Genomic DNA, 22,621 nt, shown 5'->3' with positions numbered 1-22,621 from the left:
CCGCCAGGAACACCGACGGGCTGCCCGCGCACGTCACCCCGGTCCTGATGGGGGACGATTACTCCTACGACTCCCTCCAGAAGCCGCGTAGCTGACCTGCTCCACCCCGTACGACCGCCGGGCCGGGCCCCGCGGCGGCCCTGGGCCGGTCCGGCGCCGCCCGGGAGCGCCCATGCCATCCCCGGCACCACAGACCCACGGCCACAGACCCACGGCCGTAGACCCACGCCCGCCGCCCCGGCTCCCGCGTACCGTCTCCGTGCTGTCCGTCTCCGTGCCGTCCCGCCTCCGTGCCTGGCGCTTCCGCGCTTCCGCGCCGATTCCCGCCCCTTCGGCGCGCCCGCCCCCGCCGTGCCCGCCCTCCGTCCCGTGCCCCGCAAGCACACCTTGCGCGCCGTGCGGGGGTTGGCCGGGCCTTCCGCGCGTTACGTTGTGCGCCGCCGACGGACGTCGGGGGCGGCCGAGCGACCGCGCCGGCTCCTTCGGCACGTCCGGCAGGTGGTCCCGCCGCACCCCGCCGCACCCCGTCGTACCCGGCCGTCCCCGGGCGCGTCCCCGGCCGCTCCCGGGCCGTACACCGGCCCCGGACCGGCCGCGCGGCCCACACCCCACCCTCGTGCCGTCCGCCCACCCAGAAAAGGCCGAACCATGATTCCTCCGCCGCACAGTGTCCCCGGACGGCTCGCCGCGGCAGCCGCCCTGGCCGCCCTGGTCGCTGGGTGTTCCTCGGCCGACTCCGGTACGGGCGGGGACGACGGCTCGACGACGATCGGCTTCGTCAACGGAGCCGGCACCGTCTTCCACACCTGCCTGCAGAAGGCGATGGAGCAGTCCGCGAGATCCCGGAACGTCCACCTCGTCGTCGCCAACTCGCGGCAGAGCCCGGTCACCGAGCTCTCCAACATCGAGGATCTGATCGCGCGGGGCGTGGACGCGCTGATCGTCCAGACCGTCGACGTGAACACCCTCGACGTGGACGTCGCCAAGGCACGGGCCGCCGGGGTTCCGATCTTCCTCACCTCGGTGAACGCGGACGACCTTTCGGGGGTGCTCGGCGCGGTGGTCGTGGACCTCGGCAGGCTCGGCGCGCTCGACGCGGGGTGGGTGGAGAAGGACGCGGCGGGGCGGAACGTCGAGGTCGGGGTGATCGCCGGAGCCCCCGGTGCGGCCTCGGACCTGATGGTCGCCGGGTTCGAGCAGGCTCTCCCCGCCAACGCGAAGCTGGTCTCGGACCTCCCGGGGCTGTTCGACCCGGCCAAGGCCCGTGAATCCGCCGGAGACATGATCGAGGCCCATCCGGAACTCGACTACGCCTTCGTGGCGAACGAGGAGATGGCTCTGAGCGCCCGCCAGGTCTTCGACGCCGCCGGTGCCGACGTCAAGATCGTCACGGTCAACGGCACCGACGAGGGGCTCGCGGCGGTGAAGGACGGGCAGCTCTCCGCCACGGTGGCCAACTCCGCCGCCGGCCTGGGAAAGCTGGCCGTACGGAACAGTCTCGGCCTGATGGCCGGCGAGGCGGTCGAGAAGGTGGCCTCCGCCCCGATCCGCCTCGTCACCCGGGACAACGTGGACGAGGCGCCCGCGTACTGTTCCTGACGGCCCGGGGGAGTCCACCGGCGACAGGCCGGCGCCCCTCCCGGGATGTCGAGAATTCGGGGTTCCGGGCCCGCGAACGTCGGGAATCCGGCTCCCCGGCCCGCTGACTGGCTCCGGGGCGGGTTCCGTCCGCATAGTTCCGTCTGGCATCGACAGACAGCGGCGGGTCGCCGCAGAGGAGCTTTCGTGAACAGCACACCCCGAACCGCCGGCCGCGCCCCCGACCGGCGCGCGGCCACCCTGATCATGGCCTGCACAGGCGTGTTCGTGGCCTACTTCCCGGTCACGACGGTGTCGGTGAGCCTGCCCGTCATCCAGGGCGCGCTCGGAGCCTCCACCTCGGACCTCTCGTGGGTCTCGGACGCCTTCGTCCTGCCGGTGGCCGCCCTGATCCTGACGGCCGGAGTCTTCGGCGACGTGCACGGGCGCAAGAAGGTCTTCCAGGCCGGGCTCGCCCTCTGCGCCGTCGGTGCCGCGGTCTCGCTCTGCGCCCAGTCGATCGCCGTGATCTGGGTCGGGCAGGCCCTCTCCGGCGCCGGAGCCGCCGCACTGCTGCCGATGACCCTCGCGCTCATCAGCCACGTCGTGCCGGACCACCGTGAACGCGGCAAGTTCATCGGGCTGTGGACGACCTGCCTCATGGGAGCGCTCGCCGTCGGCCCGCTGATCGCCGGCACGATCACCGCCCACGCCCAGTGGCGGTGGATCTTCCTCCTGCCCATCCCGCTCTCCCTCGCCGCCATGGCCGCCGGTGCGCGCCTGCTCGACGAGTCCCGGTCCCCGTACCCCCGCAAGCTCGACTGGCCCGGCCAGATCACCGCGGCCGTGGCCATCACGGCCCTCGTCTACGGGGTCATCGAAGGCGGCGCCACCTCCTTCACCGAGCCGCAGGTCGTCGTCGCCCTGGCGCTCGCGGTGATCGGCGGGACCGCCTTCGTGCTGGCGGAGCGCCGCAGCGACAGCCCGATGCTCGACCTGGGGATCTTCCGCAGTCCGGCCTTCACCGGCTCCACGCTGGTGGTCATGATCAGCTTCCTGGGGCTGATCGGCTTCTTCTTCGTGCTCAGCCTCTACTTCGGCATGGTGCAGCAGCTCAGCACCCTGGAAGCAGGTCTGCGCCTCCTCATGGTCACGATCATGCCGATCCTGCTGGGCGCCGTCTTCGGCCGGCTCACCCAGCGGCTCTCGGCCCGTCTTCTCATCACCGGCGGCCTGCTGATCACCACCGTGGCGCTCTGCACGCTGACCACGATCGGCATCGACACCACCTTCGCCTCTCTGGCCTGGCGGCTCGCGCTGCTCGGCATCGGCCTGGGCATAGCCTTCCCCTGCATCACCGCCACCGCCGTGGGCGCCGTACCGCCGCACCAGGCCGGCATGGCGGCGGCCGGCAACAACGCCTTCCGCCAGGTCGGCGCCGCTCTCGGCCCCGCCATCCTGGGCGCGCTGCTGACCACCAAGGCCGTGGGAGCCCTCCCCGCGCATCTCACCGATCAGGGGCTGACGGGGGCGACCGGCACCCGTATCGCCGAGGCCGTCGACCGCGGCGGCCTCGAAGCCGTCGCCGGAATGCCGCTGGGCGCCGACACGGGGCGTGCCCTCCACGCGCTCTCACTCTCCTTCGTGGACGGCCTCCACCTCTGCCTCGTCGTCTCGGCCGTCCTCATGCTCTGCGGCGCGATCGTCGCGGCGGTCACCCTGCGCCCCCGCCGGCCCGCGACCCCGGTGCTCGCCGATGCAAGCACCGCCGGAAGCACTCACGGAAGCGCCGAGGTCACCGCGGGGGAGGCACGCACCAGCGCCTGACGAACCCGCGCGGCGCCCACACCCCCGACCGGCGCCCCGCCCCCACCGCCATGTCCCGGACGAGCAGGCATGCTGGGGGCGGGCCGTCGCACGGCCCGGACGGCAACGAGACGGATCGGAGAACGACGGTGGCCCTGCCCGACGCCCTGGACCTAAAGGTGATGCAGTCCCTTCAACTGGACGGGCGGGCCTCCTTCGTACGGATCGCCGAAGTCCTCGGCGTCTCGGACAAGACCGTCGCGCGCCGCTTCACGGGGCTGCGCCGCGACACCGGGTTCCGGGTGCTCGGGATGACCGACGAGACCAGGCTCGGGCGACCGAGCTGGATCGTCCGGCTGCGCTGCACGCCCGATGCCGCGGAACCACTCGCCACCGCACTCGCGCGCCGCGAGGACACCTCCTACATCGGGCTCATGTCCGGCGGCACCGAGGTCATGTGCGCCATGAGGCCGCGCACCCAGCAGGAATGCGACGAACTCCTGCTCGGACGGCTGCCGCGTACCCCGCACGTCGTCTCGGTCAGCGCCCACTGCGTACTGAACCCGTTCTACGGTGGCCCGTTGGGCTGGCTGAGCAAGATCAGCGCCCTGACCGCCGCACAGGAGGAGGCGCTGCGACCCGCACTCGGCGAGCCTTCCGCCGGGCCCGTGGTCCTGGATGCCGTGGACGAGTCGCTGATCGGCGTGCTCCGCCGGGACGGGCGGGCGCCGATGGCCGAACTCCAGAGCAGGACCGGCCAGTCCGAATCGGTGGTCAAGCGGCGGCTGGACCGGCTGCGCCGCACCGGAGTCCTCTACTTCGACATCGAGTACGACCACGAACCGCTCGGCCACGACGTGGGGGCCATGCTCTGGCTCACGGTGGCGCCCGGCGACCTGGTCACGGTGGGGAGAACCCTGGCGGCCCACCCCGAGGTGCGGTTCGCGGCGGCGGTCAGCGGCCGCGCGAACCTCGTCACCGCCGTCCAGTGCCGGACCACTCAGGAGTTGTACGCCTACCTGACGGACCGCATCGGCGCGATCCCCGGGGTGCGCGACGCCGAAACCGTACTGACCCTGCGTCAGGTCAAGGCGCTGACCTACGACCCCCGCCGCTGACCCGCGCCGGTCTCTGGGACCGATGGGCCGTCGGTCAGCTCTCGCTGCTCCTGAGGAGGGTGAAGACCGCGCCCTCCGGGTCCGAGACCGTCGCCAGCCGGCCGCTCATGCCCTCGCGCGGCGGCTGGAGGATGTGCCCGCCGAGCTCGACGACCCGGGCGGCCGCCTCGTCGGTGTCCTCGACCTCGAAGTACGTCATCCAGTGCGGCCCCCGGTCGCGCGGCAGGGCGTGCCCGACTCCGTGCAGGGCCGCGACCGGACGGCCGTCCAGGTGCAGGGTCTGGTAGTCGAAGTCGGCCGAGACGACCGCCTGGATCTCGTAACCGAACACCGCCTGGTAGAACTTGGCGACCGAGGACGTCTCCCGGGTGACCAGCTCGTTCCAGACCGGGGTGCCCGGAGTGCCCCAGATCCGCGTCCCCGCGTGCCGGGCGGCCTGCCAGAGGCCGAAGACCGCTCCGTTCGGGTCGGAGGCGATGGCCAGACGGCCCGCCGGGCCCGCGTCGAGGGGGCCGACCGCCACCGTGCCGCCGCAGGACCGGATCGTCTCGGCGGTGGCGTCCGCGTCGTCGGTGGCGAGATAGGTCGTCCAGGCGATCGGCAGATGGCGGTCCGGAGGCAACTGGCCGATGCCCGCGATCTCCTCGCCCTGGAGTCTGCCGCGCACGTACGGGCCGAGCTGCTCCGGGCCGGGCTTGAACTCCCACCCGAAGAGCGCGCCGTAGAAGTCCTGGGTGGCGCTCAGGCCGTGCACGATCAGGCTCACCCAGCAGGGTGTGCCGGGCGTGCGCCGGGAGACAGCCTCGGTCATCGTCTTTCTCTCCTCGGACCATCGGTGGCCGTGCGGCAGATCGGGGCCGGTCCGCCGTCCAGGGGCGCGGTACGGCTCGCAAACGCTGTCCCGCCCCGTCCCGATGCTCGCACCACTGGGGCCCAGTGCCCACCGGCCGCGCCGCGCGAGGCACGTTCTCGGCTGAACCTGACCGATTTGTCCGCTACGACGGTTTTCTCGTCCGCGTTCACGCGGACGCCACACGGTGGGGCCGGTCGCTGCGCGAGGATGGCCCTCATGAAGCCCATCATCACCGCATCCGAATACGCGGGCGAGTCGGCGGGGCCCCGCCCGCCCGTGCTCCTCGACGTCCGCTGGCAGCTGGGCGGCCCCAACGGCCGGGCCGCGTACGAGGAGGGCCATCTCCCCGGCGCCGTCTACGTCGACCTGGACACCGAACTGGCCGGTCCGGCCGGAGCCGGTGGTGGCCGTCACCCGCTGCCCGACCCCGAGAGCTTCGGCGCCGCGATGCGCAGGGCGGGCGTATCCCCGGACCGGCCCGTGGTGGTCTACGACGGCGGCCAGGGCTGGGCCGCGGCCCGCGCCTGGTGGCTGCTGCGCTGGGCCGGCCACGAGGACGTCCGGGTGCTGGACGGGGGTCTCGCGGCGTGGGACGGCGAGCTGTCCATCGACGTTCCGCGCCCCCACGAGGGCGATTTCCGGCCGAAGCCCGGGGCGCTTCCGGTGCTCGACGCCGACGGCGCGGCGACCCTGGCCCGTACCGGCGTCCTGCTCGACGCGCGCGCCGGCGAGCGCTACCGGGGCGACGTCGAACCCATCGACCGGGTGGGCGGCCACATCCCGGGCGCCCTCTCCGCCCCGACCGGCGAGAACGTGGGCGAGGACGGGCGCTATCTTCCCGCCGGGCAGCTGGCCGACCGCTTCGCCGCCCTCGGCGCCCGGGGGGACGAGGAGATCGGCGTCTACTGCGGCTCGGGCGTCTCCGGCGCCCATGAGGTGCTCGCCCTGGAAATCGCGGGCCTGCGGGCGGCGCTGTACCCGGGCTCCTGGTCGGAGTGGTCCTCCGACGAGTCGCGCCCGGTCGCGACCGGACCGGAGCCCCAGTAGCCGAACGGCGGGAGGCCCCACGCGTTGCGCGTGGGGGCCTCCCGCCGCTGGGGGCGAGCCCCGAGCCTCAGTCCTGCTTCTTGCGCCGGGTGCCGAAGACGATCTCGTCCCAGCTGGGCACCGCGGCCCGGCGGCCCGGGCGGACGCCGTCCGCCTCCGCCTGGCGGTCGGTGGTCCCGGTGAGCCGGTCCCGGTGCCCCGCGACCGCGCGCGGCATCAGTACATCGGCGTACGCGGAGCCTGCACCCGCTGACGCGGCCGGCGGCTCGTCCGCCGCGGGCTCCTCGATGGCCGGTTCGATCGCCGCGGGCTCCGGCTGCGAGGGGCGCTCGGGTACGACCATGTCGCCCCGGAAGCTCGGCACCGCCTCCAGCAGGCTGGTCAGCGAATCGCGTTCGGCGGCCGTCGGGGCGGAGAACTCCTCCGGTTCGGCGTGCCGGTCCATCTGCCGGTCCAGGGCGCGGTCCAGCGGCCGGTCCCGGGGCAGCCGGGCGATCCTCGGCACGAACGGGAAGCTCGGCTCCGGAGCGGTGGTGTCCGACTCGCCGATGAGCGAGCGCGCCTCGTCGTCGACGGCCTGGACCAGCCGCCTCGGCGGGTCGTAGGTCCAGCTCGCCGAGTGCGGTTCGCCCGCGACGCGGTAGACCAGCAGTACTTCCCAGGTGCCGTCGTCGCGGCGCCAGGAGTCCCACTGAACCGTTTCCTTGTCCGCGCCCCGCAGCAGCAGACGCTCCTGCACCGCGTCGCCGAGCTGGGGGCCGGTGTTCTCGCCGGGACGGCGTACGGGAGTCTTCCGGGCCCGCTCGGCCATGAAGGCGCGCTCCGCGAGCACGGGGCCCTCGAAGCGGCGGACACGGTCGACGGGAATCCCGGCGAACTGGGCGACCTCCTCGGCGGAGGCACCGGCTCGTATCCGGGCCTGGATGTCCCGCGGGCGGAGGTGGCTCTCCACCTCGATCTCGATCTGTCCGAGCCGCGCGCGGTCGTTGCGCACCGCGGCACGGAGACGCTCGTCGATCGGAAGCGTGTACTCCGTGCTGTCCGCAGCCTTGAGCACCAGTCGTGTGCCGTCGTTGGAGACGGCCACGACACGCAGTTCGGGCATGGGGACCTCCCGGGTGGTGCCTGCCGACGTCACGTGCGTCGCTGCTTCCGCTAGTCGAGTGTGGCCTGCCCGGGTGCAGCCTGCCACAACCTTGCCAAGTTGCCCGGCGTGTGTCGGGCCTTGGCCCTGGTACGCCTTCGTGACACGGTTACCCATGGTGACGCAGAACGACTGGTGCGGTCGCCCTGTGCAACGAGTCTCCGTGCGATGCGTCGGCGCCGCCGGTTCGAGTGCCGACTTCGGCCCCCTCCCGCAGGACCCGGATCACCCTTGCGGGAGTCCGGCCCCAGGGCTCGTCACAGTACTCCATTCGGGCCACCGGGGTGGACCGGCACGCCGTCCGAGTTGTCGACGGGTGTCCTCGGCGACGGAGGTTGACGGCGGGCATGAGGGTGGAGATACCCGTTCGCCGCCCGTTTGCCCCTGACGCGTGTCCTGCTTCACAGAATCACCAGAAACGGAACTATCCACTCCGCCCAAAGGTCTCTTCCTGTTGCATGGTGGGAGAGATGTCAAGCAAGGGCTGGTCATGGTTGAAAAGCCGGAAAGCGACATAAAACCGAAGGAAAGGCGCATAGATCTGAATGTGCCGCAGGTCGCCGGCAGTGCCGTGGCCGCGGTCGCGGCCGCCGTGGCGGCCTCGCAGCTGGGGGTGTACGGAACGATCCTGGGCGCGGGCGTGATGAGCATCGTCGCCACCTGCGGAGGCTCCGTCTTCCAGCACTTCTTCCGCCGCACCGGCGAGCAGATCCGTGAGGTCACCGTGCAGGTGACCAACCCGGGGGGCCGTCAGGTCGCCGTACGGACCCGCGAGACGACGCGCGGCCGCCGCGGAGCCACGTACGTCATGGGAGGTGCCGACGGCGATCGGGCCGGCACCCGGGTGATCGACCGCGCGCAGGCGATCGACGGCACCCGGCTGACGGAGCGCACCCGGCTGATCGAGCGCACCTGGCCGGCCGATGCTGACCGGACGCGGATGCTCCGCCCGTCCGCCGGGGTGGAGGACGACCGGACCCGTTCGCTGCGGGCCGTCCCCGCCCCGGCGGACGAGCCGGACGACGCCACCCGGCAGTTGCGGATCACCGGGCCCGGCCTGCCGCCGGAGGAGAGCGGACCGGACGAGGGGTTCTCGGCGGCGACCACCCACGGCACCACCCGCCGCAGCCGGCGGAAGCCCGTCGTGGCGGCCGTCGTGGTCTTCGCGGTGTCGATGCTCGGGATCACCGGGTTCGAGCTGGTCTCGGGCAACGACCTCAGCGGCGGCAACGGTACGACCGTGGGTTCCGTCGTCCGGGGCGGCGACGCGCGCACGGCCGATCCGCAGCCGCCGGCCGGTACGGAATCCAGCGCCGGCACCGGTGACGACGAGCCCGGCACCGGACCGAGCGCCACCCCCGGCACCGGTACCGGCCAGGACGGAGACGGCGCGTCGGCCCCGGCGACCACCGACGACGGCGGCGCGGCCACCACCCCCGCCCCCTCGCCGACCGACGGCGCCACCACCCCGGCGCCCTCGCAGACGCCGGCGCCCACGTCGTCCGGCGACGGCGCGAGCACCGCGCCCGGGCAGACCGACGACGGCACCGGCACGGTCACGCAGGACCCGGCCGCCGACGGCGGCACCGGCGGGGAGTGACCCGCACCCGTACCCAGCCACCGGCAGAGCCCCGGTCGCCGGCCCGTGAGGGCGGCGGCCGGGGCTCCGTCCTGTGCGACGGCCCATCAGTCGCCCAGCACGCGCCGCAGATAGTCGTTGCCGAACACCCGGTCCGGGTCGAGCCGGTCGCGTACCGCCGTGAACTCGCCGAAGCGCGGGTAGGCCTCCGCGAGGTACCCGGCGTCCCGGGTGTGCACCTTGCCCCAGTGCGGGCGGCCCCCGTGCGCCGCCATGATCCGCTCGACCGCCGTGAAGTACGCCTGATGGGGCGTGCCCCGGTAGAGGTGGACGGCGATGTAGGCGCTCTCCCGGCCCGACGCCGTGGAGAGGGCGATGTCGTCGGAGGGCGCGGTGCGGACCTCCACCGGGAAGCTGATCCGCAGCGGCGACCTGTCCACCATCGCCTTGACCTCCCGCAGCGCGGCCACGGCCGCGTCACGCGGAAGGGCGTACTCCATCTCCACGAACCGCACCCGGCGCGGACTGGTGAACACCTTGTAGGGGATGTCGGTGTACGTACGGGCCGACAGGGCGCGGCTGGATATCCGGGCGATCGAGGGGATGGCCGCCGGGAAGGCCCGGCCCACCGAACAGGCCACCTGGAAGACCCCGTTGGAGAGGAGCTCGTCCTCGATCCAGCCGCTGATCCGGCCGGGCGGGGCGGTGGGGCCGGCGCTGCGGTTGTTGCGCTTGGTGTTGCAGTTCCCGGTGTGCGGGAACCAGTAGAACTCGAAGTGCTCGTTCTCGACGACCAGTTCGTCGAAGCGGGAGGTCACCGCGTCGAACGTCATCGGCTCCTCGCGGGCGGTCAGCAGGAAGACCGGTTCCACGGCGAAGGTGATCGCGGTGATCACACCCAGTGCGCCGAGCCCGATCCGCGCGACCGCGAAGACCTCCGGGTTCTCCCGCTCGGAGCAGCGCAGCACCGTGCCGTCCGCGGTGACCAGCTCCAGGGCCCGGATCTGCGCGGCTATGGACGCCGAGTCGCGGCCGGTGCCGTGGGTGCCGGTGGAAGTGGCCCCGGCGACCGTCTGCTCCATGATGTCGCCCATGTTCGTGAGCGACAGGCCCTCCCGGGCCAGAGCGGCGTTGAGCCGCTTGAGCGGAGTGCCCGCCTCCACGGTGACCGTCATCGCCTCGCGGTCGATCCCGCGGATGCCGGTGAGCAGGTCGGGGCGGACGAGCACCCCGTCGGTGGCGGCCGCCGCCGTGAAGGAGTGACCGGTACCGACCGGTTTCACCCGCAGCCCGTCCTCGGCGGCCCGGCGTACGGCGGCGGCGAGCTCGTCCACGGAGGCCGGCGAGACCTCCCGTACCGGCCGGGCGGTGACGTTCCCCGCCCAGTTGCGCCACGTGGTCGTCGTCGCGTCGGTGCTGGTCATCTTCCCCACGCCTTCCCGTCTGCGCCGGCCCGCGAGCCGCCGGAACCGGCGCGGCAAGGGCCTTCGTGGTGATCCGCCGGCGGTGCGGCGGCCAGGCCCGGGGCAGGGAACGTCACGGCCAGGAACGGCATGTTCCCGGCCAGTTGGAGGGGGATCATACTCACGGCCGCGGGGCGCACCCCCCGCCCACCCCGCCCCGGCGGTCCGGGCGGATGTCGGTTGCGATGCTCCGGCCGGCGGATGGCAGGATCGGAGCCATGTCCGATCTGCGCGATCCCGCTCCCTACGACGCCCTGCTGCTGCTCTCCTTCGGCGGCCCCGAAGGCCCGGACGACGTGGTTCCGTTCCTCCGGAACGTCACCCGCGGCCGGGGCATCCCCGAGGAGCGGCTGAAGGAGGTCGGCAAGCACTACTTCCTCTTCGGCGGCGTCAGCCCCATCAACGGCCAGAACCGGGACCTTCTGGAAGCCCTGCGCAAGGACTTCGCCGGCCACGGCCTGGACCTCCCGGTGTACTGGGGCAACCGCAACTGGGCCCCGTACCTGACCGACACCCTCCGTGAGATGACCGAGGCCGGACACCGCCGCATCCTCACCCTCGCGACCAGCGCCTACGCCTCCTACTCGGGGTGCCGGCAGTACCGCGAGAACCTCGCAGACGCACTGGAGACCCTGCGGGCCGAGGGACTGACGGTGCCGCGCGTGGACAAGCTGCGCCACTACTTCAACCACCCGGGCTTCGTGACTCCCATGATCGACGGGGTGCTCGCCTCGCTCGCGAGCCTCGGCGACGAGGAGCGCGCCGGGGCCCACCTGGCGTTCACCACCCACTCCATCCCGGTGTCGGCGGCCGACACCTCCGGGCCACTGGAGGACCACGGCGACGGCGGCGCCTACGTCGCCGAGCACCTCGACGTCGCCCGGGCGATCGTCGAAGCGGTGCGCGAGGAGACCGGCGTCGCGTACCCCTGGCAGCTCGTCTACCAGTCCCGCAGCGGCGCCCCGCACATCCCGTGGCTGGAACCCGACATCTGCGACCACCTGGAGACCCTGCACGGTGACGGCGTCCCGGCGGTCGTGATGGTCCCCATCGGGTTCGTCTCCGACCACATGGAGGTCCTCTACGACCTCGACACCGAGGCCACCGCCAAGGCCGCCGAGCTCGGGCTGCCCGTCCGCCGGTCCACGACCGTCGGAGCCGACCCGCGCTTCGCCGCCGCCGTCCGCGACCTCGTGCTGGAGCGCGCCGCCACCGAACAGGGGTACCGCGTGGACCGCTGTGCGCTCGGCGCCCTCGGCCCCTCGCACGACCTCTGCCCGGTCGGCTGCTGCCCGGCGCGCGCGCCGAAGCCGGCCGCCGCGGGCGCCGACAGCCCGTTCTCCTGACCGCGCCGCCCCGCCCCGGACAGCCGGGCGGGAGCCGACCCGCCGTCCCACCGCCGACGCCCATGCCCGACCCCGACCTCCTGGGAGCGCCGTGACCGACCCCCTGCTCGCCGAACTCCTCGACCTCGCGCGGACCGCCGCCGGCCGCGCGGGCGCCCTGCTGCGCGACGGCCGCCCCGACGACCTGGGCGTGGCCGCCACCAAGTCGAGCCCCATCGACGTCGTCACCGAGATGGACATCGCGGCCGAGAAGCTGATCACCGGCTTCCTCACCGAGCACCGGCCCCAGGACGGCTTCCTCGGCGAGGAGGGTGCGAGCCGTGAAGGCACCAGCGGTGTCCGCTGGGTCATCGACCCGCTGGACGGGACGGTGAACTACCTCTACAACCTGCCGACCTGGGCGGTCTCGATCGCCGCCGAACTCGACGGGGAGCGGGTCGTGGGCGTGGTCGAGGCGCCGATGCGCGGCGAGACGTTCCACGCGGTCCGCGGCGGCGGCGCCTACGTGAACGGCACCGCGCTGCGCTGCCGCCCCGCGCCACCGCTGGACCAGGCGCTCGTGTCGACCGGCTTCAACTACGTCGCCACCGTCCGCACCCACCAGGCCGACGTGGCCCAGCGGCTCATTCCCCGGCTGCGGGACATCCGGCGCGGTGGCTCGGCCGCCATCGACCTGTGCGACGTGGCCGCGGGAAGGCTCGACGGCTACTACGAACGCGGACTCCACCCCTGGGACCTGGCCGCCGGCGACCTCGTCGCCCGCGAGGCGGGCGCGCTCACCGGCGGGCGTCCGGGGCTGCCGGCCGACGGAGACCTGACGGTCGCCGCCTCGCCGGGCGTCTTCGAGCCGCTTCAGGCCATCCTCGAGGAGCTGGGTGCCTGGCACGACTGATGCCGTCCCGGCCCGGACACGCGAGAACGCCCGCCGAATCCTCCTGGGGAGGTCCGGCGGGCGTTCTCGCGTGATGCGGCTGATCCGTGGTGCTCAGGCTCTCGTCTGCTGCGGCTCGGTGGTGCTTGCGGCTCCCGGGTGCGGTGTGCGGGTCGTTCTCGGGTCAGACGGTGGTGACGCCGGTCTCGACGCCGTGTTCGGCGGCGAGGCGCAGCAGATCGTCCAGCTCACTCTGCTCGACGTCCGCGAGGAAGTCGTCGCCCGTTTCGCGGGCACGGGTGAGGTCGGACTCGGTCGTCCTGATGCGGTGGAGCAGACCTGCGGTGAAAGCGTCCATGAAGCGCCCCCTCGGCGTGGGTCGGTGGCACGGGGGTGTGCCGTGATTTCTCGGGCCTGGTCCCGAGTGCCGTCGGTCACGCGGCCCCTCCGGGAAAAGGGACGGCAGTGGCGAGCCACATACGTGGCGTGATCGCGGGTGTAAATGCGTCCTCCCCGGGCCCGCAGGAGGAGAAACCTCAACTCGCCCGCGAATATGCCCCCTTCTTCGATTCCTCTCGAACCCGCAGGTCGCGGGCGGCCGCCTTACCGCCGGTTTATGGGTGTTGCGGGCAGGATGGTCGCGAACAGTCGGCCCGACGTGCTCCGACAAGGGGCCGGCCGGGCCCTTCCCGGACGTGCGTAACGTCCGCGGGAACGACATCTGAGAAGGGACAGTGCCGTGCGCGTACTCGTCGTCGAGGACGAGCAGCTGCTCGCCGACGCGGTGGCCACCGGACTCCGCCGCGAGGCGATGGCCGTCGACGTGGTCTACGACGGAGCGGCGGCCCTGGAACGGGTCGAGGTCAACGACTACGACGTCGTGGTCCTCGACCGGGACCTCCCGCTCGTCCACGGGGACGACGTCTGCCGAAGGATCGTCGAGCTGGGCATGCCCACCCGGGTGCTCATGCTCACCGCTTCCGGGGACGTCAGCGACCGGGTCGAAGGACTGGAACTGGGGGCCGACGACTACCTCCCCAAGCCGTTCGCCTTCAGCGAGCTGACCGCGCGGGTCCGCGCGCTGGGCCGGCGTACGACGGTGGCGCTGCCACCCGTCCTGGAGCGGGCCGGCATCAAGCTCGATCCCAACCGCCGCGAGGTCTTCCGGGGCGAGCAGGAGATCCAGCTCGCGCCGAAGGAGTTCGCCGTGCTGGAGGTGCTGATGCGCAGCGAGGGCGCGGTGGTCTCGGCCGAGCAGCTGCTGGAGAAGGCGTGGGACGAGAACACCGACCCCTTCACCAACGTCGTACGGGTGACCGTCATGACGCTGCGCCGCAAACTCGGTGAGCCCCCGGTCATCGTCACCGTCCCCGGTTCCGGTTACCGGATCTGAGCGACCCGATGGCCACGTTCCCGGCGCCGCTGCCGGCGCCTCCGAAACCCACCTGGGACCCCAAGCAGCAGGACCCCACCTCGCCCTGGCTGCGTCCCACCATCCGGATACGGCTGACGCTCCTCTACGGCGGGATGTTCCTGATCGCGGGCATCCTGCTGCTCGCGATCATCTACATGCTGGCCGCGCAGGCCCTGCACGACGCGGGAGGCCCCGCCTTCCAGGTGTCCGGCACCAACGTCCGGATCTCCAGCACGACGTGCCCGCAGCTGGCGGCCTCGCAGAACAACGACCAGCTCAACGACGCCATCAAGGCCTGCACGGCCTCCCAGCGCCAGCACGCGCTGGACAGTCTGCTGAACCGGGCCCTGCTGGCGCTCGTCGGGCTCAGCATCATCGCGTTCGCCTTCGGTTACGCGATGGCGGGCCGCGTCCTCTCCCCGCTCGGCAGGATCACCCGTACCGCCCGCAGGGTGGCAGGGACGGACCTGTCGCGCAGGATCGAACTGGACGGACCGGACGACGAGCTCAAGGAGCTCTCGGACACCTTCGACGAGATGCTGGACCGCCTGGAGCGCGCGTTCACCGCACAGCAGCGCTTCGTCGGCAACGCCTCGCACGAGCTGCGGACCCCGCTGGCGATCAACCGCACCCTGCTGGAGGTCCACCTCTCCGACCCCGCTGCCCCGCCCGAACTCCAGCAGCTGGGCAAGACGCTGCTCGCCACCAACGAGCGCAGCGAGCAGCTGGTGGAGGGCCTGCTGCTGCTCGCCAGGAGCGAGAACCAGATCGTCGAGCGGAAACCTGTCGATCTGGCCGAGGTCGCCGACCGCGCCATCGACCAGGCACGCGCGGAGGCGGCTCAGAAGGGCGTGGAGATCCGCGGCGAGCGCGCGCCCGCCGTCGTCCAGGGCAACGGTGTCCTGCTGGAGCGGATCGCCCTGAACCTCGTACAGAACGCGGTGCGCTACAACGTCCCGGAGGACGGCTGGGTGGAGGTGACCACCCAGTTCGGCCCGGGGCAGGCGCTGCTGGTGGTCTCTAACACGGGTCCCGTGGTGCCCGCGTACGAGATCGACAACCTCTTCGAGCCGTTCCGGAGGCTCCGAACGGAGCGGACGGGGAGCGACAAGGGGGTCGGTCTCGGCCTGTCGATCGCGAGATCCGTGGCGCGGGCCCACGGAGGCCGTATCATCGCGGAGCCCCGAGAGGGGGGCGGTCTCGTGATGCGCGTCACTCTGCCCGTCTGAAAAGCGTCACGAAGCGATCAGGGGGAGGGTCCATCGCTTTCGCTTTGAGCGGAATTTTCGTGATGCGTCACCGGTTTGTCCCTGTGTGATCGATCACAGGGGCCTCAGGGGGCGCATCTACTCTCCGTGAGCCCCCTACGGGCGTAAAGCCGGGAAACGCCCGGGTTTTCGGGGGGTGGTATCACGGGAAGTACACGGGGTGGCACCCGTGAAGCCCGGCATCCGGACCGTGTACGGTCCCCTTCGCCACCCAAGCCGACCGCTCAGCGGCGGCCGGTTCGGGTGTCGATTGAGTAACAGACCTTGATGTGAGGCAAAATCTCCGCCTCAGGTCGGGCACAAGTCCGGCCTCTCACGCGTTACGTGCGCTGAGACACCCGCAGACACCCAAGAGGGGGAGAGCGACATGGCAACGGATTACGACACCCCACGCAAGACCGACGACGACGTCGATCAGGACAGCCTGGAAGAGCTGAAGGCACGGCGGAGCGACAAGACCGCGTCCGCCGTCGACGTCGACGAGTTCGACGCCGCGGAGGGCCTTGAGCTGCCCGGCGCGGACCTGTCCAACGAAGAACTCGCCGTTCGCGTCCTGCCCAAGCAGGCCGACGAGTTCACCTGCATGAGCTGTTTCCTCGTGCACCACCGCAGCCAGCTGGCTCGTGAGAAGAACGGCCAGCCGATCTGCCGCGACTGCGACTGAGGCAGGGCCGCCGTGACAGGCGACAGACCGTTCCGGAAGCGGCGCTCACGGCGCAGTGAAGGGCCGGAGGCGAATGAGGGCGGTACGGGCCCGGCAGAAGGCTTGAGTGCCCCTGACGGGCGTCACAAGGCCCCGCACGACCCCTCCGGCACGACCGACGACGAGCGGGGCCACCCGGCCTCGCTCGAAGTGGCCCCGGCGGCCGGCCTGCCGGACGGGGCCGGACAGGCCGGGGAGACCGGCGACCACGGGTCCCCGGCACCCGGAGCGGCCCCGACCGGGCCGCTGAACACTTTGAAACGGGGAGTGCACAAGGGCGGGGAGAGCGCGAGGGCGGTCGCCGGACATCTGGCCGACCGGATCATCGACACGGCTCCCCGTGTCCCCGTGCGCGACCTCGCCACGCTCCGCCGCCACTTCCCGGGACTCGGTCCCGAGGAGATCGCGGACCGCCTGATCGCGGGCGCGAGCAAGGCCACCGCGGCCGTGGGCGCCGGCATCGGGGCCGCGGCCATGCTTCCCGTACCCCCTGCCATGCTCGCCGAGCTGGCGGCTGAGATCACCGGGGTGGCCGCGATCGAGCTGAAGCTCGTCGCCGAACTCCACGAGATCTACGGCAGACGCCCTCCGGGCAATCTCACCCAGCGCACCACCGCCTACCTCACGTCCTGGACGGAGGAGCGCGGCGTCGACGTCACCCGCCCCGTCACGCTCAACGCGGCCCTGGGCGGCCAGATGAAACGCGAGCTGCGCCAGCAGATCATGAAGCGCATGGCGCGTGACCTGCCCAACCTCATCCCCCTGATGATCGGGGCGGTCGTGGGTGCGGCGATGAACCGTCGCGACACCAGGAAGCTGGCCGCGCACATCAGGAAGGACCTGCGGAAACACCAGGTCCCCTGGGACCGGCTCACCGGGCTCCCGGCGCTGGAGCAGCCCGCCGACCCCGCCGTCGTCCCTCCGGAGGCGGAGGGACGCTGAGGGCCGTGCGAGCCGTCGTCCGCACTCCCGCGCCGGTCTCCGGCGTCGCGCGCTCAGTCCTGCGCCGCGACCGGTGTCGTGGAGAGTGCCGCGATCAGAGCCTCCGGCTCACGGGTGGAGAGGTAGAGGTACGGCGTGGGGTCCGCGGGGTCGGTCACCTTCACCTTCACTGCCGTCGGGATGTAGCCGCGCAGCAGCATGAAGGCGCGGGCGTCCGCCTTGTGCGTGCGCCAGGCCCTGGCCTCCTCCGCGTCGAGCGCCTCGGCGTCCCCGAGCGCCGAGAGCGGGATCCGCGCCTCCCCGGCGACCAGGGAGTCCGCGACCACCCGGATGCGGACGGAGCCGTACGAACTGACCACGACCGCCGTCGCGGCCGTGCCGCCGACCAGCCCCGCGAGCAGGAACAGACCGCCGAGCGGCAGGAGCATCAGCGCGCAGGCCACCCCCACCCCGAAGGCGATGAGCCACCAGGTGCGGGGTGCGGTGAGGCGTTCGTCGAAGGGCGGTACGGAAGGCTGCATGGGAACAAGCTTGGCACGGCGAGACCCGCGGTCGGGCTCGCGGGTAAGGTCTGCGCGTGTGAGTGGAACATCTGCAGCTCTGACACCCCCGGCCGACGCGGTGGCACCCGTGCGGCATCCCGAGGCGCCCGCGCCCGGGCAGCTTCTCGGCTCGCACTACGAACACTGTTTCGGCTGCGGCGGCGAGCAGCCCCACGGCCTGCACCTCGCGGCCCGGGCCGGCGAGGGCGTGAGCGTGACCGCCGAGTTCACCGTGCGCCCCGAGCACCAGGGCGCGCCCGGTCTGGCGCACGGCGGGGTGCTCGCGACGGCGCTGGACGAGACGCTCGGCTCGCTGAGCTGGCTGCTGCGGGTCATCGCGGTCACCGGCCGGCTGGAGACCGACTTCTCGGCGCCCGTGCCGGTGGGGACCGTGCTGCACCTGGACGCGCGGGTCGTCGCCGTGCACGGCAGGAAGATCTACTCCACCGCCACCGGGCGGATCGGTGGCCCCGAGGGCCCCGTCGCGGTGCGGGCCGACGCTCTCTTCGTCGAGGTGAAGGTCGACCACTTCATCGACAACGGCCGCTCCGACGAGATCCGCGCGGCGATGGCCGACCCCGACCAGATCAAGCGTGCCCGAGCCTTCGAGGTGAACCCGTGACCCGCTCTCCCGTCGACGTCCTTCTCCGGCGCCTGGACCCGGAGGTCCCGGTTCCCGCGTACGGCCACCCCGGCGACGCCGGCGCCGACCTGGTGACCACCGAGGCGGCGGAACTCGCCCCGGGGGAGCGCGCGGTGCTGCCGACCGGCGTGTCGATCGCCCTGCCGGACGGCTACGCGGCCTTCGTGCACCCCCGCTCCGGCCTCGCGGCCCGCTGCGGAGTAGCCCTCGTGAATGCCCCGGGGACGGTGGATGCCGGGTACCGTGGAGAGATCAAGGTGATCGTCGTCAACCTCGACCCGCGCGAGACCGTGCGGTTCGAGCGTTTCGACCGGATTGCCCAGTTGATCGTCCAGCAGGTCGAGAAGGTGCGCTTCCACGAGGTCGCGGAACTTCCCGGCTCGGCACGGGCCGAAGGGGGATTCGGGTCCACCGGTGGTCATGCCGCGGTGGACGGTGTCGGGGGCGGTATCACCCCGGGTGGGAACAACTACGCTTCGGTCGTATCCGACCGGGAAGGACAGTGACGTGTTCGGACGTCGCAAGAAGAGTGGTTCCGCCGAGGACGCGGTGGACGAAGCGCGCGAGACCGAGCAGGTCGCCGACGAGCTCGATGGTGCCGACGACGCGGTGAGCGCCCGTCGGACGAACCTTCCGCCGGCCCCGCGGCCGGACGGACCCTGGGACGTCTCCGAGGTCTCCAGGCCCGGCGAGGGCCGAGTGGACCTGGGCGGGGTCTTCGTGCCCGGAGTCGAGGGCATGGAACTCCGGGTGGAGGTGGCCGGGGACGCGATCGTCGCCGCCACCGTGGTGCTGCGCGACAGCGCGATCCAGCTGCAGGCCTTCGCCGCCCCCAAGAAGGAGGGCATCTGGGGCGAGGTCCGCGAGGAGATCGCCTCGGGCATCACCAAGCAGGGCGGGATCATCGACGAGGTCGAGGGCCCGCTCGGCTGGGAGCTGCGTGCCCAGGTACCCGTACAGCTTCCCGACGGGAAGAACGGCGTCCAGCTGGTGCGCTTCGTCGGCGTCGACGGACCCCGGTGGTTCCTGCGCGGCGTGATCTCGGGCCAGGGTGCCGTGCAGCCGCAGGCGGCCGGGCTCCTGGAGCAGATCTTCCGGGACACCGTGGTCGTCCGCGGCGAGGGCCCGATGGCCCCCCGCGACCCGATCGTCCTCAAGCTCCCCAACGATGCCCAGATGGTGCCCGAGGGCGTCCAGCAGGAGGAGCAGGAGAGCTCCAAGTTCTCCGGCGGCATGGGCCAGCTCCAGCGCGGACCGGAGATCAGCGAGATCCGCTAGATCCCTCGCGCGTTCCGTACGGACGTACGGCTTTTTCAGGCCGGTGGGCCGCACACCCCTTCACACCGGGGGGTGCGGCCCACCGGCCTTTCGCATGCGGTCGTGCGGGTGGTTTCGCGTGCCACCAGGCCTCGCGGCCGGCCGGTGTCAGGGGCGCGTATCGGCCACGTAAGGGCGCCGTCAAGGGAGCGCCCGTCCTCGTATGGAAGGCATCAACGGAGGCGTCGGAAGCTCTGGCCGGAGGTTTGCTCATGAGGTCAGAGAAACCGAACCTCATCTAGGAGCACACGATGGCCGACGTGGCCTTCGTCGTCACCACGATCGCGGTCTTCGCGCTGGTGGCCCTCATCGCCAGGGGGGTGGCGAAGCTGTGACTGCCGAGAACATCGTCGGCCTCGTCGTGGCCGTCGCCCTGCTGGGCTACCTCGTCCTCGCCCTTCTGTACCCGGAGAGGTTCTAGCCCGACATGAGTCCCGTCCTTGCCGGTGTGCTCCAGCTGCTCGCGATGATCGTCGCGCTGGGCCTCGCCTACCGCCCTCTCGGCGACCACATGGCACGCGTCTACTCCTCCGACAAGCACCTGCGCGTCGAGAAGTGGATGTACCGGGCCATCGGCGCCAACCCGAACACGGAGATGCGGTGGCCCGCCTATCTGCGCGGCGTCCTCGCCTTCTCCGCGGTGAGCCTGCTCTTCCTCTACCTGCTCCAGCGGCTGCAGGGCAGCCTGCCCGGTTCCCTCGGATTCGTCTCGATCGACCCGGACCAGGCGTTCAACACGGCGGCGTCCTTCGTCGCCAACACCAACTGGCAGTCGTACTACGGCGAGCAGGCCATGGGCCACGTCGTGCAGACCGGCGGCCTCGCGGTGCAGAACTTCGTCTCCGCCGCCGTCGGCATGGCCGTCGCCGTCGCGCTCGTCCGCGGCTTCGCCCGGTCCCGCACCGGTGAGCTCGGCAACTTCTGGGCCGACCTGGTCCGCGGCACCGTCCGCATCCTGCTGCCGATCGCGGTGATCGGCGCGCTGGTACTGGTCGCGTGCGGCGCCCTCCAGAACTTCTCCGGAATCCACGGGGTCGGCCAGTTCATGGGCGGCTCGCAGCAGTGGAACGGCGGAGCGATCGCCTCGCAGGAGGTCATCAAGGAGCTGGGAACGAACGGCGGCGGTTACTTCAACGCCAACTCGTCCCACCCCTTCGAGAACCCCAACGGTTTCACCAACCTCTTCGAGGTCTTCCTGATCCTCGTCATCCCCTTCGCGATCACCCGCACCTTCGGGCGGATGGTCGGCTCGCTCAAGCAGGGGTACGCGATCCTCGGCACGATGGCCGTCATCTGGGTCGGTTTCACCGCCCTGATGATGTGGACGGAGTTCGCCCACCACGGCCCCGCGTTCGACCTCGCGGGCGGCGCGATGGAGGGCAAGGAGAACCGGTTCGGCATCGGCGGCTCCTCGATCTTCGCGGTCGCCACCACCCTCACCTCCACCGGCGCGGTCGACTCGTTCCATTCCTCCTTCACCGGCTTCGGCGGCGGCATCACCCTGCTGGGCATGCAACTCGGCGAGATCGCGCCCGGCGGTGTCGGCTCCGGCCTCTACGGCATGCTGATCATGGCGATCATCGCGGTGTTCATCGCCGGTCTGATGGTCGGCCGTACGCCGGAGTACCTGGGGAAGAAGATCGGCACCCGCGAGATCAAGCTCGCCGCCTGCTACATCCTGATCGTCCCCGCCCTGGTGCTCGGCTTCACCGCCGTGGCGATGGCGCTGCCCACCCCGCCCAACTCCATGACGAACTCGGGCGCGCACGGCTTCTCCGAGATCCTCTACGCCTACACCTCCGGCGCGAACAACAACGGCTCCGCCTTCGCGGGCCTGAACGCCGACACCCAGTGGTTCAACACCACGATCGGTCTCGCGATGCTCCTCGGCCGGTTCATACCGATGGTCTTCGTGCTGGCCCTGGCCGGCTCGCTGGCCGAGCAGAAGCCCGTACCGGAGACCACCGGCACCCTCAGCACCCACAAGCCGCTCTTCAGCGGCCTGCTGGTCGGCGCCATCATGATCGTCACCGGCCTGACCTACTTCCCGGCCCTGGCCCTGGGCCCGCTCGCCGAGGGGCTGGCGTCATGACCACACGAACCCCGCAAGAGGACACGATGTCCACCCTGACCACGGCCCCCGCGCCGACCCCGGACGAACAGGCGGACCCGAAGCCGGCGGCCCGCGTCGGCGGAGGATTCTTCGACCCGAAGCAACTGCTCACCTCCTTCCCGGAGGCGGTACGGAAGCTCGACCCCCGGGTGATGGTCAAGTCCCCGGTCATGTTCGTCGTCCTGATCGGGTCGGTCTTCACCACCGTGCTCGCGGCCACGGACCCCACGGACTGGTTCGGCTGGGCCATCACGGCCTGGCTCTGGCTGACGACGATCTTCGCCAACCTCGCCGAGGCGGTGGCCGAGGGCCGCGGCAAGGCGCAGGCCGACACCCTGCGCAAGGCCAAGACCGACACGGTCGCCCGCCGGCTGGACGGGCCCCGTGAGGAGCGCGTGCCCGGCACCGAGCTGCGCATCGGCGACCTGGTGGTCTGCGAGGCCGGTGACATCATCCCCGGCGACGGTGACGTCGCCGAAGGTGTCGCCTCCGTCGACGAGTCCGCCATCACCGGCGAGTCGGCACCCGTGATCCGTGAGTCCGGCGGAGACCGCAGTGCCGTCACCGGCGGTACGAAGGTCCTCTCCGACCGCATCGTCATCAAGATCACGACGAAGCCGGGCGAGACCTTCATCGACCGGATGATCAACCTGGTCGAGGGCGCGGCACGGCAGAAGACGCCGAACGAGATCGCGCTGAACATCCTGCTGGCGTCGCTGACGATCGTCTTCCTGCTCGCCGTGGTGACCCTGCAGCCGTTCGCGATCTACGCGGGCAGCAAGCAGTCGATGATCGTGCTGGCCGCTCTGCTGGTCTGTCTGATCCCGACCACGATCGGTGCGCTGCTCTCCGCGATCGGTATCGCCGGTATGGA

General features: G+C 71.7%; 22 protein-coding genes. 17 read left to right on the top strand and 5 right to left on the bottom strand.

The features are described from left to right. Positions 1-648: 648 nt before the first annotated feature. The 3 genes from ACWCSV_RS30300 (at position 649) to ACWCSV_RS30290 (ending at position 4,502) form a co-directional block, all read left to right on the top strand. Positions 649-1,599 (top strand): sugar ABC transporter substrate-binding protein, encoded by a 951-nt coding sequence (locus ACWCSV_RS30300; RefSeq protein ID WP_451147640.1) that lies wholly within the window; start codon positions 649-651, stop codon positions 1,597-1,599. A gap of 246 nt (positions 1,600-1,845) precedes the next feature. Continuing rightward, the gene (locus tag ACWCSV_RS30295) at positions 1,846-3,405 is read left to right on the top strand and encodes an MFS transporter (RefSeq protein ID WP_451147696.1); all 1,560 of its coding nucleotides are present in this window, start codon (positions 1,846-1,848) and stop codon (positions 3,403-3,405) included. A gap of 128 nt (positions 3,406-3,533) precedes the next feature. Beyond that, positions 3,534-4,502: an Lrp/AsnC family transcriptional regulator gene (locus ACWCSV_RS30290; protein WP_451147638.1), complete on the top strand. Its 969-nt coding sequence runs from the start codon at positions 3,534-3,536 to the stop codon at positions 4,500-4,502. Between the two features lie 34 nt (positions 4,503-4,536). On the opposite strand, the gene ACWCSV_RS30285 is transcribed toward ACWCSV_RS30290, so the two are convergent. Further along, complete coding sequence (locus ACWCSV_RS30285; RefSeq protein WP_451147636.1) at positions 4,537-5,313, bottom strand: VOC family protein; 777 nt, start codon at positions 5,311-5,313, stop codon at positions 4,537-4,539. Between the two features lie 258 nt (positions 5,314-5,571). Here ACWCSV_RS30285 and ACWCSV_RS30280 point away from each other — a divergent pair, with 258 nt between their 5' ends. Continuing rightward, positions 5,572-6,402: a sulfurtransferase gene (locus tag ACWCSV_RS30280; RefSeq protein WP_451147634.1), complete on the top strand. Its 831-nt coding sequence runs from the start codon at positions 5,572-5,574 to the stop codon at positions 6,400-6,402. 67 nt (positions 6,403-6,469) lie between these two features. Here ACWCSV_RS30280 and sepH read toward each other — a convergent pair whose 3' ends face one another. Further along, entirely contained in the window at positions 6,470-7,507 is a 1,038-nt protein-coding gene (gene sepH / locus ACWCSV_RS30275; RefSeq protein WP_451147632.1) for a septation protein SepH, read from the bottom strand. A gap of 529 nt (positions 7,508-8,036) precedes the next feature. On the opposite strand from sepH, the gene ACWCSV_RS30270 reads away from it, so the two are divergent. Further along, positions 8,037-9,146: a hypothetical protein gene (locus ACWCSV_RS30270; protein ID WP_451147630.1), complete on the top strand. Its 1,110-nt coding sequence runs from the start codon at positions 8,037-8,039 to the stop codon at positions 9,144-9,146. Between the two features lie 86 nt (positions 9,147-9,232). Here the strand turns inward: ACWCSV_RS30270 and ACWCSV_RS30265 are convergent, their stop codons facing one another. After that, positions 9,233-10,549 (bottom strand): D-arabinono-1,4-lactone oxidase, encoded by a 1,317-nt coding sequence (locus ACWCSV_RS30265; RefSeq protein ID WP_451147628.1) that lies wholly within the window; start codon positions 10,547-10,549, stop codon positions 9,233-9,235. 257 nt (positions 10,550-10,806) lie between these two features. On the opposite strand from ACWCSV_RS30265, the gene ACWCSV_RS30260 reads away from it, so the two are divergent. Further along, positions 10,807-11,934: a ferrochelatase gene (locus ACWCSV_RS30260; RefSeq protein WP_451147626.1), complete on the top strand. Its 1,128-nt coding sequence runs from the start codon at positions 10,807-10,809 to the stop codon at positions 11,932-11,934. Between the two features lie 91 nt (positions 11,935-12,025). Further along, complete coding sequence (locus ACWCSV_RS30255) at positions 12,026-12,826, top strand: inositol monophosphatase family protein (RefSeq protein ID WP_451147623.1); 801 nt, start codon at positions 12,026-12,028, stop codon at positions 12,824-12,826. 163 nt (positions 12,827-12,989) lie between these two features. Here the strand turns inward: ACWCSV_RS30255 and ACWCSV_RS30250 are convergent, their stop codons facing one another. Continuing rightward, complete coding sequence (locus ACWCSV_RS30250; protein ID WP_266709942.1) at positions 12,990-13,163, bottom strand: hypothetical protein; 174 nt, start codon at positions 13,161-13,163, stop codon at positions 12,990-12,992. A 381-nt stretch (positions 13,164-13,544) separates the two neighbouring features. Between ACWCSV_RS30250 and ACWCSV_RS30245 the strand changes: the two genes are divergently transcribed. From ACWCSV_RS30245 to ACWCSV_RS30230, 4 genes are all read left to right on the top strand, one after another. Continuing rightward, positions 13,545-14,198 (top strand): response regulator transcription factor, encoded by a 654-nt coding sequence (locus tag ACWCSV_RS30245; RefSeq protein ID WP_450779201.1) that lies wholly within the window; start codon positions 13,545-13,547, stop codon positions 14,196-14,198. An 8-nt stretch (positions 14,199-14,206) separates the two neighbouring features. Next, positions 14,207-15,448: a sensor histidine kinase gene (locus tag ACWCSV_RS30240; protein ID WP_451147621.1), complete on the top strand. Its 1,242-nt coding sequence runs from the start codon at positions 14,207-14,209 to the stop codon at positions 15,446-15,448. Between the two features lie 406 nt (positions 15,449-15,854). After that, positions 15,855-16,151: a DUF4193 domain-containing protein gene (locus ACWCSV_RS30235; protein ID WP_003965732.1), complete on the top strand. Its 297-nt coding sequence runs from the start codon at positions 15,855-15,857 to the stop codon at positions 16,149-16,151. Positions 16,152-16,163: 12 nt separating this feature from the next. Beyond that, on the top strand, positions 16,164-17,132 hold the full coding sequence (locus ACWCSV_RS30230; RefSeq protein WP_451147619.1) for a hypothetical protein: 969 nt from the start codon (positions 16,164-16,166) through the stop codon (positions 17,130-17,132). A gap of 53 nt (positions 17,133-17,185) precedes the next feature. Here ACWCSV_RS30230 and ACWCSV_RS30225 read toward each other — a convergent pair whose 3' ends face one another. Further along, the gene (locus tag ACWCSV_RS30225; RefSeq protein ID WP_451147617.1) at positions 17,186-17,653 is read right to left on the bottom strand and encodes a DUF3093 domain-containing protein; all 468 of its coding nucleotides are present in this window, start codon (positions 17,651-17,653) and stop codon (positions 17,186-17,188) included. Positions 17,654-17,711: 58 nt separating this feature from the next. Between ACWCSV_RS30225 and ACWCSV_RS30220 the strand changes: the two genes are divergently transcribed. The 6 genes from ACWCSV_RS30220 to ACWCSV_RS30195 form a co-directional block, all read left to right on the top strand. Further along, positions 17,712-18,296 (top strand): PaaI family thioesterase, encoded by a 585-nt coding sequence (locus tag ACWCSV_RS30220; RefSeq protein ID WP_451147615.1) that lies wholly within the window; start codon positions 17,712-17,714, stop codon positions 18,294-18,296. Continuing rightward, the gene (gene dut, locus ACWCSV_RS30215; protein ID WP_451147613.1) at positions 18,293-18,823 is read left to right on the top strand and encodes a dUTP diphosphatase; all 531 of its coding nucleotides are present in this window, start codon (positions 18,293-18,295) and stop codon (positions 18,821-18,823) included. The genes ACWCSV_RS30220 and dut overlap by 4 nt, the downstream gene beginning before the upstream one ends. A 1-nt stretch (position 18,824) precedes the next feature. Further along, the gene (locus tag ACWCSV_RS30210; protein ID WP_390958132.1) at positions 18,825-19,595 is read left to right on the top strand and encodes a DUF3710 domain-containing protein; all 771 of its coding nucleotides are present in this window, start codon (positions 18,825-18,827) and stop codon (positions 19,593-19,595) included. A gap of 370 nt (positions 19,596-19,965) precedes the next feature. Continuing rightward, positions 19,966-20,055, top strand: coding sequence for a K(+)-transporting ATPase subunit F (kdpF, locus tag ACWCSV_RS30205; protein WP_078075662.1), 90 nt, complete (start codon positions 19,966-19,968; stop codon positions 20,053-20,055). 6 nt (positions 20,056-20,061) lie between these two features. Next, a complete protein-coding gene (gene kdpA / locus ACWCSV_RS30200; protein WP_451147611.1) occupies positions 20,062-21,726 on the top strand; it encodes a potassium-transporting ATPase subunit KdpA in 1,665 nt (554 codons plus the stop codon). 26 nt (positions 21,727-21,752) lie between these two features. Beyond that, positions 21,753-22,621, top strand: an 869-nt coding sequence (locus ACWCSV_RS30195) for an HAD-IC family P-type ATPase (protein ID WP_451147694.1), incomplete at its 3' end; no start/stop codon positions are given.

The sequence above is a fragment of the Streptomyces sp. NPDC001770 genome (genome assembly GCF_053596135.1).
Note: the sequence above shows the minus strand (reverse complement) of the source record. Positions and strands in the feature narration are given on the sequence as shown.

Bases quoted from the DNA above. Each gene is read 5' to 3' on its own strand.
- ACWCSV_RS30260 (WP_451147626.1), top strand. From the start codon at position 10,807: ATGTCCGATCTGCGCGATCCCGCTCCCTACGACGCCCTGCTGCTGCTC.
- ACWCSV_RS30270 (WP_451147630.1), top strand. From the start codon at position 8,037: ATGGTTGAAAAGCCGGAAAGCGACATAAAACCGAAGGAAAGGCGCATA.
- sepH (WP_451147632.1), bottom strand. From the start codon at position 7,507: ATGCCCGAACTGCGTGTCGTGGCCGTCTCCAACGACGGCACACGACTG.
- ACWCSV_RS30295 (WP_451147696.1), top strand. From the start codon at position 1,846: ATGGCCTGCACAGGCGTGTTCGTGGCCTACTTCCCGGTCACGACGGTG.
- ACWCSV_RS30250 (WP_266709942.1), bottom strand. From the start codon at position 13,163: ATGGACGCTTTCACCGCAGGTCTGCTCCACCGCATCAGGACGACCGAG.
- ACWCSV_RS30285 (WP_451147636.1), bottom strand. From the start codon at position 5,313: ATGACCGAGGCTGTCTCCCGGCGCACGCCCGGCACACCCTGCTGGGTG.
- ACWCSV_RS30235 (WP_003965732.1), top strand. From the start codon at position 15,855: ATGGCAACGGATTACGACACCCCACGCAAGACCGACGACGACGTCGAT.
- ACWCSV_RS30240 (WP_451147621.1), top strand. From the start codon at position 14,207: ATGGCCACGTTCCCGGCGCCGCTGCCGGCGCCTCCGAAACCCACCTGG.
- ACWCSV_RS30300 (WP_451147640.1), top strand. From the start codon at position 649: ATGATTCCTCCGCCGCACAGTGTCCCCGGACGGCTCGCCGCGGCAGCC.
- ACWCSV_RS30265 (WP_451147628.1), bottom strand. From the start codon at position 10,549: ATGACCAGCACCGACGCGACGACGACCACGTGGCGCAACTGGGCGGGG.
- kdpA (WP_451147611.1), top strand. From the start codon at position 20,062: ATGAGTCCCGTCCTTGCCGGTGTGCTCCAGCTGCTCGCGATGATCGTC.
- ACWCSV_RS30225 (WP_451147617.1), bottom strand. From the start codon at position 17,653: ATGCAGCCTTCCGTACCGCCCTTCGACGAACGCCTCACCGCACCCCGC.
- ACWCSV_RS30280 (WP_451147634.1), top strand. From the start codon at position 5,572: ATGAAGCCCATCATCACCGCATCCGAATACGCGGGCGAGTCGGCGGGG.